This window comes from Membranihabitans marinus (assembly GCF_021729155.1).
Lineage (GTDB): Bacteria > Bacteroidota > Bacteroidia > Chitinophagales > Saprospiraceae > Membranihabitans > Membranihabitans marinus.
This window is the reverse complement of sequence record NZ_JAJQYA010000020.1, coordinates 1-18948: the sequence shown is the minus strand read 5'-3', so window position 1 is coordinate 18948 and position 18948 is coordinate 1. Positions and strand designations below refer to the sequence as shown.

The following is an 18948-nucleotide window of genomic DNA, read 5'->3' as shown; positions in this document are numbered from 1 at the left end:
GTAAATATTTATAAAAGTTAATATTTTTATGCGCTTTAAAAGCAAATGAAATTACCTTTAAATTTTTTTAATCATTGATTCAATTGTTAAAAATCATTCAAAATGCGTAAAGTCATTTTTTATTTATTAATCGTTTCCATGATTTTTTCCTTTTTTGCTTGCGACAAAGCCAAGGGATATAAAACCAAAAGTGGACTCATCCTATATACCTATTCCGATTTTGACGCCGACAGTTTAACCAAAGCGGGATCCATCCTAAAATTACGCTATACCAAAAAAGTCAATGATTCTATCGTTGAGGACAATCGCTACAGTATGCCAGCATATGAAACCGTCATGCCTCCCTTCGCTTATCCACACGAAGCGGGAGAAGTTTATGCCATGTTTCACAAGGGCGACAGCATTGTTTTAATCCAATCTGCAGACAGCCTACTTAAAAAAGCACTGTTTTATTCGATTCCAGACTACATCAAAAAAGGGGATATAATTACTACCAATTATAAGGTATTGGATGTATTCCCCAACGACAGTATTGCCAAAATCGATCAAAACCAAGAATTTGAGAATGTGATGACATTAAACCGAAAAACCGGTCCTAGTCGTATCAGCAACTATCTCAAAACCCATAATATTGATGCTACCATGTCTCCAGATACCATATTTATAGAAACCATTCAGGCAGGTACAGGGGTAAAAATAGACTCCAACGACATGATCAGTTTGAAATTTAAAGCCTCTACTTTTGGTGGAGATAGCATTATCGACAATTTAGATACTGCGAGTACAGTCACTGAATATCTTGTGGGCTCTGGTAGAATGCTTCAGGGAGTAGATGAAGGGTTAATGACGCTCAAAAAAGGAGCACATGCACGTCTATATGTTCCGGCCATGAAAGCATTCGGTGCATCTGCCCCTCCGGGATCGGATAAAGGTTTTCAAGATTTAATTTTCGAGGTAATAATAATGGACGACGATAGTCTTACTACTGAATAATTCCGGTTTTCTAATCCCCTATAATCACGATCTCTAGCGCTAAGTCATAAGTTTGGACTATAGCACAATCATCCATTTCGGGTAAATGATTAAACCAAAGATTACCACTACGGCATAGACTTCTTGACTTTTACCACATGGTCGTAAATACGCTCCTCCACCATAGTTACTTTGCCCTCTTTATCGGTGACGGGGAAAATGTATTTAGGGGTCATATTTATATCATATCCCTGTGAATTGGGGACAACTTCTACCCATAAATGACCGTAATGTTTGCCTCCGGAGATCAATTGCTGACCATTCCACATTTCTTCGGCATCGCGATGGGCAACCCATTGTCGATAAATATTCTTTCGACGGGCATCGATATCATCGATAGAATATCCAAATCCATCTCCAGCAATTCCAATATCCCAAAAATGAATGCCATCGACTATCGAATGTTCCAATGATTCATTATGACCACAAAATACAGCGACCACCCCATATTTCTTAAACGCAGGTGTATAAGCCCGCATCGGGATACCAGCTTGACCAGAACTTTTATAGGCCGTCAAGGGCAAGCTATGACCACCACTAGAATAGGGAATGTGGTGAAATTGAACAAATATTATCTGACCGGCCGATGATGCATCTTCTAATTCCTCCATGGCCCATTTCCACTGATCAGATCCGGGGTTAATATCTGGGAGATCGTCACCCGGATAGGTGGAAGCACTGATATTGATATTGGTATCAAAATCAGTACTATCTGGCAACCCATTGGAGGAATCCAAGGTAATGACCGTTACTGGTCCATAGTCGGTACGATAATAGTAGTTTTTGTATTGGGGATTGTTATTGGCAGGCAGGTTAAAATAACTTCTGTATTTATTCCTAGCCTTGGCCACTGCTTGTGGTTCATAGCCCCCGTTGCGAGCGCCAAAATTTTCCCAGTTTCCAATGGCGGGCAATAATGGTGCAGTGGTAATATTTTTATTAAATTTTCCAGCCATGTGATAGAAAAACTCATCCCAAGCTCGCTGATATCCCCCTCCCTGTACAATATCTCCAGGCAACATATAAAAATCGGGTTGTGATTTGGCCATCGATTCCAAATTGAAATTGAAACCCTCAGTTTCCGTTATCAAATAGGTTTGCACTTCATCGGGGCGACCACTGCTCATAGAAGCTTGACTACCCACAGACCATTTTCTATAGGTTTTCCGGCCATCAGGATCAGTTTCGCAGTCCGCAAATACGGCAAATTGGACTTCCATTTTTGAACCGAGATCCGCCATAGTTTTTATGGTAGCTGTATAAGATTCTTCACCTTGAACCACTCTGTAGTGATACAGGGTATTGGCACGTAAACCAACAGGAATAAGGTGGTGTTTCCAATTGGCATTTTTAAACATATCGGGAAAAGAATCGCGCTGAGATTCTTCTAATTCTGAATAGGCAAAACCAGATTCAAATCGCGGTTGCGACAACAGAGAAACGGTATCTGATTTGCCTTCTTCCCAGATGGTCAATTGTCCTGGCACAGGCAATTCTGTAACCCAAGTAACACTCAAATGCCCCTCTTCTGCTGGCAACCAATAGGGATAAATTCTAAATTGGGCATGAGATTGAGTTAGAATAAACAATAAAGCAAATAACTGAATCAGTTTAAAGATATATTTTTTCATAATGAATGAGTTTAATGTTTGCTGCCATTAATGTAATAAAATCGGCGAATGGGTTTAAATCATTCGCCGATCATAAAAAAATTTTATATGAACACTTTTTCTAATTCTGCCATCCCGGGTTTTGTTCAATATTTTTATTCAACAGCAATTCTTGGATAGGAATAGGGTTAAAGTAGTCCTTACTTTCATCAAAAGTTTTCTGAATGTTGGGATTAATCAACACCAATCCTCCTTGATCACCACCTTCTAAAATCACTTCCGAACCCAATTTTAGATATTGAGGTCCTTTTTCTGATGGTTTATCTCCAGTATATATCACTACATCGATCTCACCATTGCCATCTAAATCGTATGATCCAACCCCTGGAAAATACATACCTTTAAACTGTCTGGTCACAAAAGGGCCCTCCTTCCATCGCATAATATCATCCCATCGATAACTCTCCATGACCAATTCGATGCGTCGTTCTCTTCGAATCTCGAGAATTACACCTTTATTACTTCCATCTACATTGGGATATTGCTCGGACAAATAATCATCTGGATTGGCATTGGCTTCTGCCATTTGGATATTTGGCATCGCCACTCTGTCTCTGATCATTCCAATACTAATATCTAAATCAGCTTGTGTCAATGTACCCAATTCAGCTTTGGCCTCGGCAAAGTTCAACAAAACCTCGGCATATCTAATCACTGGGATATCGTTGTATGATTTGGTGTAAGAATCTTCTGTGGTTGCGGTAACAAATTTAACCAATTGATATCCAGTCACTGAAGCTCCAAATTCAGGAGGCAATTCATTAGTTTGACCAATTCTAGTATAACCTGGCGTCCTAATAGTTTGAGACAATCTCAAATCTCTATTTTGTACTTCTTCAAAAAATTGGACTTGATTGTAGTCCGGTCGATCGGTAAATCTCGATCCATCTGCCATCAAATAACTATTGACTAGGGTTTTCTCTAGCCCAGGTTTCCCATAGGATGCTGTAATCGTATAATAATTTACATTGTGGAACAATTGCAAATCCTTGCTGTACTTTCGCGCCAAAATAACTTCTTCTTCCAAAGCATCATATGATGAAAACAATTCCAAATAGGCTTTTTCTGGAGAAGAAGTATAAATATTATACGTTCCGCTGTCCATTAACTCTTTAGCCGAAGCCACACTGATTTCCAGAAATTGATCTGCATTGGGCAAATTCATTTCAGTATGGTATTTTCTAAAACTTCCTTCATAGAGACCTACTCGAGATAAAAATGCCAAAGCTGTCCATTTGGTTACTTGATCCACACTCTTATTGGTCGGCAAATTTTGAACAGCATATTCAAGATCGGCAACAATTAAATCCATCACATCAGTTCTCGGATCTCGAGCTTTGTACAACAATTCCTCATCATCCGATTCAATAACACCGGTATAAATGGGGACATCTCCAAATGATCTGACTTTGTCAAAATAGAAGTAGGCTCTAAAAAAACGAGCTGCTGCCAAATAAGGTTTTGCCTCATCTTCGGTAAGACCATTTTTATTGTAGTTGGCCAATAAGTAGTTGATTTTCCTCAACTCACCCCAACTCCAACCACCGCCAGCAGTCGGTGTTATTCTAGTCCCTTTAATTCGGTCTGCCAATCCCGTTTTCACAATATTGTCATCCGCCTCATTATAAATGCCTTCCGCAGAAGGAATGACACTATAAAAGGAGTTAACATATAAAGCTAAATCCTTTTCAGTTTGAAAAAAAGCTTCCGGCGATACATCAGACAAGGGTTGTCTATCTAAAAATTCGTTTTCACAAGAAAACAAAAAGCTTATAGCAGCTATAAAATAGAAAATGTTATTTTTCATAATTCTTTATTTAATATTGAGAAAAATGGACTACAGAGTAATGTCCAATCCAATCGTCAAATTCTTAGTAAATGGATACACCCTTCCGTTGGAGTCTCCCAATGCTTGTTCTGGATCGATGTAGTCTGATTTGAGTTTGGTTAAGGTGAAAATATTTTCTCCACTGGCATAAAATCGCACACCAGCCAAACCTATTTTTTGTAATACTTTATCCCCAATGGCATATCCCAAAGTCAGGTTTTTCAATCTTACATAAGCCAGGTCCTGAATATACTTATCGTTTTTAGCTCCAAGAGATCTATTGCTACCTAGAGCGATATATCCTCTCAAACGCGGATAGTATGAATCTGGATTTTCCGGTGACCACAATTTGTCCTCAAAATCTTTAGGAATAAAAGAGTAATAGGGTCTTGAGAATGGCCCCCAAAATTTATCCGCATTGGTTCCAGGATACCAATGTTGACGACCTATACCTTGGAAGAAAAAACTCATATCAAATCCATTCCAATTGACCCCACCATTGACGCCAAAGGAATACCGTGGTTGAGAATTTCCGATTTTGATTAAATCTCCGTGATTGTCCAAGGTGTTCTCGCCATTGGAAATGACTCCGTCACCATTGATATCTACATATTTCAAGTCACCTGCTTTTAAATTGGCCCATTCTCCTGGAGAGTTCTGAATCATGGCATTGACCCGTGATTGATTTACAGGATAGGCCTCAGCTTCGGCATCGGTCAAGAAAAATCCATCGATGCTATACCCCCAAATCGCACCCAATTCCTGGCCTACGTAATAATCACTTAAAAGGTTGCTCGGGTTGTCAAATTTGGTTATCGTCGATTTGTAATCAGATAATACAAAACCCAAATTATACCCAAATTCTTTACCCCCAACACTAACTCTATCATTCCATCTAGTTGATATTTCCCATCCTTTGGTCTCTAGATCAGCAGCATTCTCCTTGGGCTCTCCAGCACCAAAAACTGCTGGTAAAGTTTTCCCTTTGGTCAACATATCCATGGTTTGACGGGTATACACATCAACAGAAATACTTAATCTACTATTGAATATATCTAAATCAAAACCTAGGTTGCTGGTCAACGAGGTTTCCCAAGTAGGATTGGCGGCAATCGGTGAAGGCACCGTTAAATATTCCGTTTTACCACTTCCTTGAATATAGTTTAAAGTACCTCTAGTCATAATCGGCACATAAGCATAATTCCCAACTTGCTGATTTCCTAAAGCACCATATGAATATCTAATCTTAAGATTGTCTACTACAGTTCTCATAGGGGAGAAAAAGTTTTCCTCACTAATTCTCCACCCTGCTGAAATAGAAGGGAAGTAACCAAATCGTTTATCAGTTGGAAATCTCGAAGTACCGTCGTATCTACTATTGAATTCTATTAAATATTTACTCTTATAGTCATAACTCAATCGATTAAACACTCCAAATACCGCCCATTCACTTGCCGAACTATTGATCTGCATATCTCCTGCCCCAAGGTTCAATTCATTGAGATCGAGTGACAATAGATCCTTTCTCCAGCCACTAAAGCTTTTGTCTTTTCGCAATTCTTGGTTAGCTCCAGCAAGAATGGAAAGATTGTGATCTCCAAATGATTTATTCCAACTTGCATAAAGATTGGCCACATGATATTGATCCAATCTTTGTGTCATATTCAATTGATCATATCCCAAGTAGTTGATTACTCCTGGATGGATAGACCAAGGGGCTTCTGTTCTTCTAAAAAGATCTGTTTCTGGATAAATTCCAAATGTGTAATCACCATTTACTTCTACTTCATCAAATAAAGTCAATGTGAAGCCAGCAGTGTTTTGAAAACTATATCTTTTTTCTTCCCCTTTGGTTTTTCCCTGCAATAAAGCGGCATATAAACCATCGCCTATGGTATAGTTGTTCAATTCTGTTCGATAAGTAGCTGTACCGTCAGGGTTGACAGGAAGATAAGAAGGAAGAGCATGAACGGTTACATATACAAAATTTGTATTTACTCCCCAACCTGGATAGTTGTAGGTAGAAGTATTGAATTGGGTATTATTGTGAATGGTCAACCAATCAGTAACATCTACATCTACCTTACTTCGCAAGTTATATGACTTGTATTTATCTTGATTCAACTGCATAATTCCATTTTTCTGGTAAAATCTTCCAGATAATAGGAAACTGGTTTTCTCTGAACCTCCAGTTATGCTCAGATTTTGCTCCATCCCATTTTGCCAATCTCTAAATATCTCATTCCACCAATCGGTATTTCCATAATATACATATTGATCTTTACCATTGCGATTGTCAACCACTACATTGGGCAGGGAATGATCGGTCTGTCTTTTCTTTAATTCTTCATAATCTTCGTCGGTATATCCGGTATATGATCGACCTACCGAATTGAGAAAAGCAGCATCGTTGAGCACGGCCGAAGTATAACCATCAGTGATAAAATCAGTACTGACGGTTGGAGTTGACATCCCGTAGTTACTGCCATAACGTACACTAATCTTTCCTTTTTCAGCTGACTTAGTAGTCACCAAAATCACTCCAAATGCTGCTCGTGCACCATATATTGCAGACGAAGCGGCGTCTTTCAACACCGAAATAGAAGCTACATCTCGTGGATTGATCACATCCAAAGAGCCAGGGACTCCGTCTATAAGCACGAGTGGAGAACCTCCATTAATTGATGTATTTCCTCGAATATTAATGCTTCCTGTTTTGCCAGGTCTTCCATCTCCCATGTTGACATTAAGGTTGGGCACCATACCTTGTAAGGCTTGTGTTAGATTGGGAATAGGGCGGTCTTCCAATTCTTCACCCCCTACCTGAGTAACCGCTCCAGTAAGGTTTACTTTTTTCTTACTCCCATAACCAACCACTACGATTTCATTGAGGAGTTCGGAGTCTCCCTTCATGGTAATGGTCAATTGAGTATTTCCATCTACGTTGACCTCCATTGTAGCATATCCAATATAACTGATGACCAATACCGCATCGGAAGAGATATTGTTAAGTGAAAATTGGCCATCAAAATCAGTAGCGGTTCCGTTTGCACTGCCCTTCACTTGTACATTCACACCAATGAGAGGCTGTCCCTCTACATCCAATACAGTTCCTGATACAGAAATATCTTCTAGCACCAATCTATCAGATGAATCCACATCACTGGAGAGAGCCGACACATTACTTGACATCCATCCCAATAGGACAAAAGTCAAAAACATCGACAAATTAAATGATTTTGTAATAGTTTTAATTTTCATAATCTGTTTTCATTTATTAGTAAATCTGATTTTTAAAATACCCTATCTATATTTTTATTTCAGCCCTATTAAATGGCAAAGTTTGTACTTGTAAAGCCATTCAATTACGGTAAGGACATATGAAATAATAAGCCTAATAATACAATAGAGTAAAAAACAGATTATCTTAACTAGTGGGAAAATAGATAATCGACTGACATAACAATTTGTTAATATTATATTACCACAATTGAAAAGTTATTGCAATAGTTTCGATATAATTAAAATACAAATGCCATGTCGGAATTATCTATGGAAGTTCTAATACATCGATATTATGATAAGATATATCGATATATCCATTCACAAACCCAATCTGTCGTAGTTTCCGAGGATATTTCACAAGATGTATTTTTGGAAGTATTCCACCTGGGAGAAAGGATAAAAACCATTGTCCATATCGAGGCCTACATATTTTCAATGGCTAAAAATGCAATTAAACTAAATTGGCGGCAAAAAAAAATAAATAAGGTTTCCTTAGAAGAAAAATCTGAAGATCTCGTGGTTTCGGATCCAGACAGCATTGATACCTTGTCTTATTTGGAGCTGACAGATTGTATTGAAGAAATCATAAATACCCTTCCCCTTCGACAGAGACAGGTATTTGAAATGAGTAGAGTCGAAGGGCTATCTCACAATGAAATAGCCCTTCGACTCAATATATCAATTCATACAGTAAACAATCATTTGGTTCAAGCCCTCAAAACCCTACGTCACGAAGTACTTGTCCAATGGGACTAACCACCCATTACTTTACTACAACACTATTTTTGGTGACAGAAAAGGCACCAAAATACCCCAATGCTGCATCTTCGAAATTGCTCAGAGGATTGGCTGGAGCTACGCCTTGACCGTCTAATACATCTTTCAATGTTCTAAAATAATCATAACTCGATCGATCGACTTGCAACATTTTCAAATCTAGGGAATCTCCTAAATTCAGGTTATGAGGCAATTCAATTTCTTGAAGATTCCCATCGGTAAATTTATCATCAGCCAACCACAGATTATCGTCTTCCTCCCAATTGCTTTCATCCTCGTCATCTGTGTTAAATATGAAGTTTTCTCCATTTACCGAAACCAACAATCGATAGTAATTTTTCACATTCTCTGGATCGTTAAAATATATGGTAAAATAATATCCTTCGTCTTCAAAAAAAGACTCTTCCTTAAACTCTACAACAATAGAATCCAAGGGTATTTGTTGCTCAGGCAAAGTACTCTCTGCACTGTATTTTTCACCATCGACTTCTACATCCAATCGGTAAGTTCGTCCCCGAACCCCTTGCAAGTCGGAAGTCGCATAGATTCCTGGACTTTCTTCAGATAACACCTCCATGTTCCCTGCGTCATCGGAAATAGTGACTACGGCATTGGACAATGATGGGAATGTATTATCATCATAATATTTTACCGAATGACTTAATTTCACATAATAAGGACCGGGCTCATCCGTGATCACCCCTTCAATTACCAATCTCGGTGGAACATCGCTTAAATCTAGAACGATGACATCACGGCAGCCCGTCAAACTATAGGCCAATAGAAATCCCAGAATTAGATTTTTTAAAGCTTTCATTTATTTGAATTTAAAATTATAGGTAATAGATGGTAAAATACTAAACAAAGCAATCCGCTCTGCTCGTGTCTTTGTACTGTCATTGGGATCTTCTCCAAAGTTGATTATATAGGCGTTTCTTCGTCCATATACATTGTATATCGAGAAGTTCAAACTCGATTCAAACTTGTCGTTTGACTTCAATTGTCGAGTTGCCCCAATGTCTAAACGGTGGTAATTGGGATATCTATCGGCATTCCGCTTGGAGTATAAGTTGATGACTTCCCCTTCGATATCGTACTTTCCTACTGGGTAGGTGACGGCTTCTCCCGTTCTAAATACGAAGGTAGATGAAAATGTCCAACGCGGATTGAGCTGATAAATACCTACTATAGAAATATCGTGAGTTCGATCCCAACTTGCCGGATAATATTCCCCGTAGTCAATACCGTCAAATTTGCGTTCTGTTTTGGACCAAGTATAACTCACCCAACCATTTAACTGCCCCACTTTTTTCTTAACATACAACTCTGCTCCATAGGATCGGCCTGAACCAAAGAGCAACTCAGATTCTACATTTTCATTAAAAATAATATCGGCTCCGGTTTTGTAATCGACCTGGTTTAGCATATCCTTGTAGTATATTTCCAAAGAAGATTCGTAAGCATTGCTTTTGAAATTTCTAAAATACCCCAAGGCGTATTGATCTGCTATTTGCGGCTTAACATTGTTGCTACTGGGTATCCACAAATCGATCGGTGTTCCCGTTGAAGAGTTAGATAACAAGTGAAGGTATTGTCGATTTCTTCCATAAGAAGCTTTTACTGAGCTTTCTTCATCTAAAGTATAAGTTATCCCCAATCGCGGTTCCAATCCACCATAAGTTTTTACAATTTCACCGCTCTTGTAATTTTTTTCATCGATTACATCACCGTCTTCATCATAGGTATAGATTTCTCCAGGACCTATTTGAGCGAACCAAGAATATCTCAACCCAGTATTGATTTTTAAATTATCGGTAATGGATAGATCTTCAGACACGTAGATAGCAGTCTCCCAAGCATATTTCTTCTGCAATTCAACATCATTGACGTAAGAATTTTGCCCAGCTTTAATTTGACCGGGAATGAAGGTATGATAAATGGCACTAAGACCAAATTTCAAAGTATTCCGTGGACTAATATAGTATTCAAAGTCTTCTTTTAAACTCAGGTCTTGAATCGAAGATGTGATCACAAAACCATTGTCTTGGTCTTCGTCCCCAGCAATTTCCACATCGTAATCGTAATCACTAAATAATGCTGTAGTGTTTAAAAACAATTTGTCATTGAACAAATGATTCCATCTCACTGTGGCCGTTTTATTTCCCCAATCAAATCCAAATAAATCACTGTAACCAAACATATCTCTTCCGAAATATCCAGAAACAAAAACTCGGTCTTTCTTACCCAATCTATAATTGCCCTTGGCATTTAAATCATAAAAATAAAGGATAGAATTTTTTACTTCTTCTTTCTGAGACAATTTCAAAAACACATCTACATAAGTCCGTCGACCAGATAGGATGAAAGATCCTTTATCCTTGACGATGGGTGCCTCGACAGTCAATCTAGAAGAAATCAACCCTATGCCTCCTCCTACATTTAATTTTTTACTATTGCCATCATTCATTTTTATATCCAATACCGATGAGGCGCGACCACCGTATTCTGCAGGAATATGACCTTTGTAAATGGTGAGATCTTTGATGGCATCTGAATTGAAAACCGAAAAGAAACCCAATAAGTGGGACGCATTATACACTGGGGCATCATCCAACAAAATAAGGTTTTGATCAGAACTTCCCCCGCGAACGAAAAATCCTCCACCTCCTTCACTGGACTTTATTCCAGGTAGTAATTGGATTGTTTTAATGACATCATTTTCACCAAAAAGCACGGGAACCATGGCAATTTCCGACATATTCAATGTATTCACACTCATCTGGGTCGAGGTAACATTTTTTTCCTTTTGCTCCGACGATACCACTACGACATCGAGTTTGGTAGCGCCAAGACCCAATTCAAAATCTAAGGTCAAGCTGCTATCCAATTCTATCAATTTGGTAATGGTTTCATACCCCAGATAACTCACTTTTAAGGTATAGCTGCCTTGAGGTACGGTTAATGAATAAAACCCGTATTCATTGCTTGAAGCACCAGAGCCTAATTCCTCAATAAAAACAGCGGCACCAATAAGTTCTTCTCCGTTTACTGCATCGGAGATGGTCCCACTAATGGTGTACTTTTGTTGACCATAGCTTGAGAAGCCTATTATCAACAGAGCCATCATTATGAGATACTGTTTAGTTAAAAATTTCTTCATCTTCCTTAATTTTCCTATTAATTCAACATTTATATTTCTTAAAAAATAGTTTTAAGTCACTCGTTTAAATAGATATAACAAAAATGACCGAACTATTCAATTATTCTGTAAAAGTAACTAGCCTATATTTGATACAAAATTATATCGATTAAACCAGCTATTATTAAGATAAACAGTAGGAAATAAAATATATTTCGCGGGATTGATATTCATATTTTAAACCACAGTCCAAAATCGGCTTTACAACAAACAAAATTTTACCACGATTTTTGAGGTTATGGGTCAGTATCTCCTGTCTTGCTCCTATTCCTTCTTGTATTTACTCTCTCACATAATATCCATTGATTCTCCCTATTTATAAGAGGTGGCTTAAAAACTTTTAATAAAAATAACCATTGACCGAAGGATTTGATGATTGTCTATGTCTAAAGAGAAATTAATATAAAAATAACATAGATGAAAAAAATTATTTCATTAATTCAAAACAGCATCCTACGGTATGTAGTGGGGATGAGGCAGGTTGCCTTTCACAGACTTATACAGTCATTTTTCCCTAAGTCAACAATTGAAGAAATCTATCCTTCAATTTCGTACAGTTTGAGCCCTATTTTCAACCATTATCAATCATAATTTAAGCACAAAATATTAAACAAATTAAACCACATAATGGGTTATTTTTTATTCACTTATAATCATAAATAATGAAAAATATATTGTTTTTCTTAATCGCAGGACTTAGTATCATACTCACCTCCTGTGGCAGTCAAAAAGAAACTACTTCCAATCAATCTCAAGCTCAAAGAGGCAATCGACAAGGTCCTCCATCTGTTGAGGATATTTTCAAAATGGATAGCAATGAAGATGGGAAGCTTTCTAAAGAAGAAGTTGAAGGACCGTTATTGGAAAAATTTTCAACCATTGACACCAATAATGATGGCTACATCAGCAAGGAAGAATTACAAAATGCTCCTCGCCCTGAAAGACGACAAGGTCCCCCTAGAGGTTAAATAATACGAATTACATTTATAATTAACGGAAATCGTATAAATTCTTTTTTCGACACCTTAAATATCATCTACTATGAAAATATTTAAAAATAGTCATGCATTCTTACTGTTGTTGGCCATTCTCACATTTTCATTCATGGCCTGTGACAACGATGCTGAATTAACCGAATTGGAAGAGAGCACTGAAATTAATGAGACTTATAACGACTCAGATTTCGAAGCTACCGACTGGACGACTGAGACCCATAGTAAATCTGTGGATGGAAATTTCGACGAGGTTTTTGAAGACAATACTGTAAAAAGATTTGATATTGTCATTTCAGAAGATAGGTGGGAAGCCATGTTGAAGAATATGACAGAGCTTTACGGCAATTTTGGATCCAGTGGAGGCAACCAAGGGGGAGGTTTTGGAGGCAACCAAGGCGGAGGCTTTGGTGGTCCCCCAGTAGGTGGTGGTTTTGGTGGCAATCCGGTTGGAGGAGGAAATTCTTTTGCAGATGAAGATCCAATTTTTGTCCCTGGAGAGGTATTCTACAATGGCAAACAATGGTATCGCGTAGGTATTCGATTCAAAGGGAATTCGAGCTTACAATCCAGTTGGCAAAGTGGGATATTAAAGCTATCCTTAAAGCTGGATTTCGATGAATTTGAAGATGAATATCCGCAAATAGACAACCAGCGATTTTATGGATTTAAAAAGCTAAGTCTTAAGAATAATTACAATGACAAATCGTTTCTCCGTGAGAAGGTAGCAGCAGATATCTTTAGAAGTGCTGGATTGGCCAGTTCACATACTGCTTTTTATACCTTGTACATAGACCACGGTAATGGGCCAGAATATTTTGGGCTTTACACCCTAGTAGAAGAGGTAGATGATACTGTTATCGACAATCAATTTTCTGACAATGAGGGCAACTTATACAAACCCGATGGAACAGGAGCGACCTTTGCCCAAGGAAGTTTTACGGAAGATGTATTTGTTAAAAAAACCAATGAAGACGATAGTGATTGGTCAGATATTCAGGCGCTATTTACTGCCCTCCACGACGGAACTAGGACTGCTGATCCTGATACTTGGAGAAGTAATTTAGAGTCGGTATTTGATACAGATATCTTTTTAAATTACTTGGCGGTCAACACGGTTATTCAAAATTGGGATACTTATGGGCGGATGACACATAATTATTTCCTGTATAACAATCCAGAAACAGAAAAACTATCATGGATTCCATGGGACAACAACGAAGCCCTACAATCAGGTAATATGAACGGTTCTTTACCCCTTGATTTTGCCGGACTGAACGGCTCTCAATGGCCATTAATTGGTTTTTTATATGCCGATGAAGTTTACAGAGAAAAATATAATGAATATGTCGAAAAGGTGATTACCGAAGACTTCAATGTTAGTGAAATACAAGCCCTGTATACCACATATGCGGCTTTAGTTGAACCCTATGCGACCACAGAAGTTCAAGGCTATTCTTTTCTAAACAATAGTTCTGAATTTCAGTCTGCCATTTCTCAGCTTAAGTCTCATGTTGCTGAACGAAATGCGGCAGCGCAAGTTTATTTAAATCAATAGTTCATGAAGACATAAGTTAATGAGAAAGTGAACGATAGGTAATGAATTTCACAGGTATAGCCATTATCCAATAGCATCACAATAAACCTAGATTATACTTCACTTAATAAAATCCCCCCCCCTTTATCAGGTTAAAATTTAATCTATCCTGATAAAGGGCTTTTTATTTTGAGTTAACCTTCCATATTGACTTCTATATAGTTTTACAATTTTTATATTAATCCATTAAAACGCTTCGATTAAAAAAGGAGTAAAACCCATTAATTATAATTGAAATTATCTAATTCCACAATTTTCAAGTTAGGCCAAACCAAGGTTTAAATTCCTTGCTAAAAGACTAGTTTGAGGTGTATGAATCAGGGGAATACATCCGATTTCAATAATATTAATCCATCAACCGTACTATAAAGACATTTGTATTTCAATCTATTTGTAATCGAATTAGGAAAATCTAAACAAAGAATAGAAAATAGAATAAAAGTGAAGGGATGGGAGGAATTTAGAGATTGCTCTGACGGTATTTCTGCTGATGCCCAGTATCTGGGCTATAGACCTCTTGGATTCTCCTTTTTTATACAATTGTAGCAATTGTTTGATCTTACTCATAGACGTTGGTTTTCCTACCATCCTTTTTGATTTACATATTGTAATAATATGTAAATCAAAAAACCAAAAACTACTCACAAGGGGGTCAATATGCTCCGGATTATTTTCCCCAATATTTGGGGGTGGGTCAATATGCTCTGGATTATTTTTCAGGCGGGTCAACATGGTCCGGATAAATATTAGCTTATCTATTCAAATAAGCAGGTATTTTGATCAATTTCGCCCTCTTTTCCTTGTTTTTACCTACTTGGGTCAATATCCGCCGGATTGTCCATGTTTCTTTGCCATGCCATCCAGTTATAGCCCCTCTTTTGCCTTCCGAATTTACTGGGTCAGCTTAGTCCGGAATATCCAGTTGGCTATATGAAGGAGGTGAGGTTTTGAATAAAGTATTATTACATGAAAATAATCAACAGAAATCAATTTCTTCTTCTCGTAATTGCACAACAACTTATAATACAATTTACAATACGACATATTACTATACAGATTGGAATGTAAATGGAAGATATGTAGATTCACAGTATGATGGTTCTTCAACTTCTTATTATACTGTAACCTATACGAATTGCACAGATTCTATTTATTATTCTGGAGGCGGTGGAGTAAATTACGATGGCATTGTTAATACTTACAACAATCCATCAAATGAAGAAAAACTAGAAGCTACCTTCCAAAATTTATTGATTAAAAATTCATCATATAATAGTCTTAATCAACTTTTTGAAAATGCACCTAATTACCTTTGGCCTGTAGTCAGGGAAATTGGCATTGAAATGTTAATAGAACTTTTTAAAAAAGAACATCCCTATGTAAAATTTTCAGAAGATATTCTAGTTTCATTAAGAGCTATATCACAAGGTGATTTACAACATTTTATTTCAGAGGCTTTTGAAATTCTGTTAGAAAATAATTCTATAGCAAGTTTAATAAGCACAGTAAACTCCTTCGCATCATATTCCAGTAAGGCAGTAAATATAATAAAGACTTTTCAAACTATATATTTGTTTCTAGGTGAGACTAACGGAGAAAAACTGTGGAAAGTAATAAACAAAAACAATTATAATGTATTTAAAGATTTTAATGTTAATGGAGGATTAAAAGGATTAAGACTCCAAAAAAAAGATATTGATGTTTTTTGGTTTGATCTTGTGCAAGAGTTTAACTTACAAATCGAGACAGAATATAATAATAATGGTTCAATAACAAAGATAGGTTCAAAAGATAATAAACTATTTTTCACATATTATTATTCTAGAGATGGTATTTGGTCTATCTCTATAAATGGGAATAAGCTAAAATTTAGATTTTAATTTGAGAACACATGGAAAATATTTTAAATAACCTAATCAATACTGAATTAGTATCTATTCAAGCAGATCGTATTCGAATTCATAAATTCTATAATAATTCAACTAGTTTTAACTTTAATAAAGGTTGCCATCTGAATTTAAAACATAAGAATAATAGTCTAAGTATATTTGTAAATTGGACAATTCTTGAATTAGGAACTGATGATGAATCATTTGAGCTGACTATAAAATCTACATCTAAAAAAGATAAATCAGATACCATTCAATATTCTGGAGAAATATTTCCGAATTCCAATATAGATCATACTATAGCGCAGATTGAAGTATTTAGTATTGAAAATCTAGAAAATAATGCGTCTAGTGAAGGGGCATTTTTATTTCGAAATCGAGATTACAAAAAAATAGCTTTATTATATTTTTATTGGCCGTTTGAAGGTGGTTCAATTGCATTTGATGAAAAACATATAGACGCATATTTCAACTATAACATTTATGGTAAATCTTGTAAAATACAATCAGTAATAAAGTAGAACTGTTGTTAAATTAAGTCGAATTTCAAACATGAAAGAAAAATTAAATTTATTTAACAGAATGCATATCGAAGATATATTTGCTAATGCAGTTTCTGTAAAAGATCGTAATTATTATTTCCCAGATGGAATTTTTATATATTTAAAGAACAATGATAATAATGAATCAATTTATTTCATAGACGGTATAAAATCAACTATACATATTGAATTGGTAAATTCATATAATGAAAAAATTGATTTAACTTATTTCATGAATTCGACCTACCCTCATAAATTAACGGTTTCATCCCATAAGAATAATCCCATAGATAGTATTGAAATTTTCATGGCAGATGTCGAAAGTAAAATTCAATTTGAAAATTATGCCTTACTATTTAAAAGTAAGCATGGAAATCTGGTATTAGTATATTTAGCATTTCCCAAAAAAGGGCTAAATTTAATTGTGGATGAAAATACTATTAACGATTTTTTTGTAAATCACCCTATCGGTAAAAAATGTAAGATTGTGGATCTTTAGTTGTGATGTTGTATAATCCAGTCGTACTGATCTTATCCCTAGAAATCAGACAGTAGATTAAGATAAAAAACATCTTCAATTTACAATTATGACAAGCAGTAAATTCACATCAAAATTCAAGACTAAGGCAAGGCCAACTATAAAACTTTAATTATAGTTTTCTATCGCTAATAATCAGCGTATTAAAAGTCAAACATCTACTTAATAATAGTTTGAGATGCAAAAGAAAACACGTATATATGGTTATATTCTTTGCATTTCTTATAGAATTTAAATGATAAAATATACCCCAGCTAGTGAACTGGGAAATCAAGTTTTTGAAACGCCATTTGATGAAAATTTAGACATGAATAACCGTTGGGTTGTTATGGAAAAAATAATTCTTTGGGACGATATAGCCAATGTGTTGCTAAAACGAATGTCCTCACTTGGACTGGGAAGTGTTGATCTAAGATACGTACTATGTGCTTTGTTGGTGAAGGTTCTGGGTAAAGATAAAAGCCTGCTTTAAACATTTAGATATCATATTAATTTTTTGTATATTAAGCAGAAAACCAAATTATTATGAATGCGAAAAATAAAAAATTGTCTTGGTTTGATTTTATAAAGCGATTTCCAGATGAAGAAAGCTGCGTAAAGTTTTTATCAGACAAAAAATGGAAAGATGGTTATCAGTGCCACAGATGTAGTCACCAAAAGTACTGTAATGGCAATAAAAAATACGACCGAAGATGCACTTCTTGTGGCTATATTGAATCTCCAACAGCTAATACATTATTCCACAAAGTAAAATTTAGTCTACAAAAGGCATTGTTTATGGTGTATTTAGAATCTGTATTCAAAAAGGGAATTTCTACCACCCAATTGGCTGAATTATTGGATTTAAGACAGGGAACTTGCTGGTTGTTTAAGCAGAAAATAACGGAAGCCATGGGCAGCACCTTGCGATATAAAATGAAAGGTAAAGTAGATATATTGATATGTGAAATGGGTGTTAATCAAATAAGGAAAGAAGGTAAAATCGTAGAGAAAAAAAAGCTAGTTGCTTTGGCAGCAGAACGCGGAGGTGACCGTAAAACCTGGATTTATGGTAGAACTATAAAAAATTTAAGAGCAAAAGAATTAATTAAAATCTTTGAGGATCACATCGATAAAAAAGCTCAAATCACTACAAGTGGATGGAATGGATTTGGCCCAATATCTCTTCAATACGTAGGAGTGAAGATGAATCTTCCCCAAAAGAGAAAATCCAAAAATGCTAGATGCAGTAGAAAACCCTATAACGATGCACTTATGTTGATATATAAACAGAGTATGGGGTTTTACAATAGTCTTCGAGGCACCTATGGTCATGGAGAATATCTACAATCCTATTTAAATGAATACTTTTTTAGGCTCAACCGCTGTGATATGGAAGGAGACATCTTTGAGCACCTAATTGAAAGGATGATAAAGCACCCAGTTTTAACTTACAAAGACATTGCTAGTAAAGCGTTTAAAACAGGCTTTATTAAACACTCCACCAAAAAGAAAAAACAAAGTCAAATCCACCCAACCTAACGAGACTGTTCAATTAAGTGTGTCTACTTATCTTAGCAAACTATGAAAAAAGAGAAGAAAAACGAGAAGGAAATACTA

General features: G+C 36.3%; 15 protein-coding genes. 9 read left to right on the top strand and 6 right to left on the bottom strand.

What is annotated here, in order from left to right; all coding sequences use genetic code 11:
* Window positions 1-102 precede the first annotated feature (102 nt).
* Entirely contained in the window at window positions 103-993 is an 891-nt protein-coding gene (locus tag LVD51_RS12785) for an FKBP-type peptidyl-prolyl cis-trans isomerase (RefSeq protein ID WP_236971773.1), read from the top strand.
* Window positions 994-1100: 107 nt separating this feature from the next.
* Here the strand turns inward: LVD51_RS12785 and LVD51_RS12780 are convergent, their stop codons facing one another.
* From LVD51_RS12780 to LVD51_RS12770, 3 genes are all read right to left on the bottom strand, one after another.
* Complete coding sequence (locus tag LVD51_RS12780) at window positions 1101-2663, bottom strand: metallophosphoesterase family protein (RefSeq protein WP_236971772.1); 1563 nt, start codon at window positions 2661-2663, stop codon at window positions 1101-1103.
* Between the two features lie 100 nt (window positions 2664-2763).
* Window positions 2764-4509, bottom strand: coding sequence for a RagB/SusD family nutrient uptake outer membrane protein (locus LVD51_RS12775; protein WP_236971771.1), 1746 nt, complete (start codon window positions 4507-4509; stop codon window positions 2764-2766).
* Window positions 4510-4539: 30 nt separating this feature from the next.
* Window positions 4540-7791, bottom strand: a complete 3252-nt coding sequence (locus LVD51_RS12770; protein WP_236971770.1) for a SusC/RagA family TonB-linked outer membrane protein — start codon at window positions 7789-7791, stop codon at window positions 4540-4542.
* A 276-nt stretch (window positions 7792-8067) separates the two neighbouring features.
* Between LVD51_RS12770 and LVD51_RS12765 the strand changes: the two genes are divergently transcribed.
* Complete coding sequence (locus tag LVD51_RS12765) at window positions 8068-8571, top strand: RNA polymerase sigma factor (RefSeq protein WP_236971769.1); 504 nt, start codon at window positions 8068-8070, stop codon at window positions 8569-8571.
* Window positions 8572-8578: 7 nt separating this feature from the next.
* On the opposite strand, the gene LVD51_RS12760 is transcribed toward LVD51_RS12765, so the two are convergent.
* Entirely contained in the window at window positions 8579-9409 is an 831-nt protein-coding gene (locus tag LVD51_RS12760) for a DUF4249 domain-containing protein (RefSeq protein ID WP_236971768.1), read from the bottom strand.
* The gene (locus LVD51_RS12755; protein ID WP_236971767.1) at window positions 9410-11752 is read right to left on the bottom strand and encodes a TonB-dependent receptor; all 2343 of its coding nucleotides are present in this window, start codon (window positions 11750-11752) and stop codon (window positions 9410-9412) included.
* A 701-nt stretch (window positions 11753-12453) separates the two neighbouring features.
* Between LVD51_RS12755 and LVD51_RS12750 the strand changes: the two genes are divergently transcribed.
* Both LVD51_RS12750 and LVD51_RS12745 read left to right on the top strand, forming a co-directional pair.
* Window positions 12454-12759, top strand: a complete 306-nt coding sequence (locus LVD51_RS12750; protein ID WP_236971766.1) for an EF-hand domain-containing protein — start codon at window positions 12454-12456, stop codon at window positions 12757-12759.
* A gap of 73 nt (window positions 12760-12832) precedes the next feature.
* Window positions 12833-14341, top strand: coding sequence for a CotH kinase family protein (locus LVD51_RS12745; RefSeq protein ID WP_236971765.1), 1509 nt, complete (start codon window positions 12833-12835; stop codon window positions 14339-14341).
* Between the two features lie 441 nt (window positions 14342-14782).
* Here the strand turns inward: LVD51_RS12745 and LVD51_RS12740 are convergent, their stop codons facing one another.
* Window positions 14783-14947: a helix-turn-helix domain-containing protein gene (locus LVD51_RS12740; protein ID WP_236971764.1), complete on the bottom strand. Its 165-nt coding sequence runs from the start codon at window positions 14945-14947 to the stop codon at window positions 14783-14785.
* A 380-nt stretch (window positions 14948-15327) separates the two neighbouring features.
* On the opposite strand from LVD51_RS12740, the gene LVD51_RS12735 reads away from it, so the two are divergent.
* The 5 genes from LVD51_RS12735 (at window position 15328) to LVD51_RS12715 (ending at window position 18870) form a co-directional block, all read left to right on the top strand.
* Window positions 15328-16260 (top strand): hypothetical protein, encoded by a 933-nt coding sequence (locus LVD51_RS12735; RefSeq protein WP_236971763.1) that lies wholly within the window; start codon window positions 15328-15330, stop codon window positions 16258-16260.
* An 11-nt stretch (window positions 16261-16271) separates the two neighbouring features.
* Window positions 16272-16790: a hypothetical protein gene (locus LVD51_RS12730; protein WP_236971762.1), complete on the top strand. Its 519-nt coding sequence runs from the start codon at window positions 16272-16274 to the stop codon at window positions 16788-16790.
* 31 nt (window positions 16791-16821) lie between these two features.
* Entirely contained in the window at window positions 16822-17310 is a 489-nt protein-coding gene (locus LVD51_RS12725; protein ID WP_236971761.1) for a hypothetical protein, read from the top strand.
* Window positions 17311-17656: 346 nt separating this feature from the next.
* A complete protein-coding gene (locus LVD51_RS12720; RefSeq protein WP_236971760.1) occupies window positions 17657-17821 on the top strand; it encodes a hypothetical protein in 165 nt (54 codons plus the stop codon).
* Window positions 17822-17874: 53 nt separating this feature from the next.
* Complete coding sequence (locus LVD51_RS12715; protein ID WP_236971759.1) at window positions 17875-18870, top strand: transposase; 996 nt, start codon at window positions 17875-17877, stop codon at window positions 18868-18870.
* Window positions 18871-18948 lie beyond the last annotated feature (78 nt).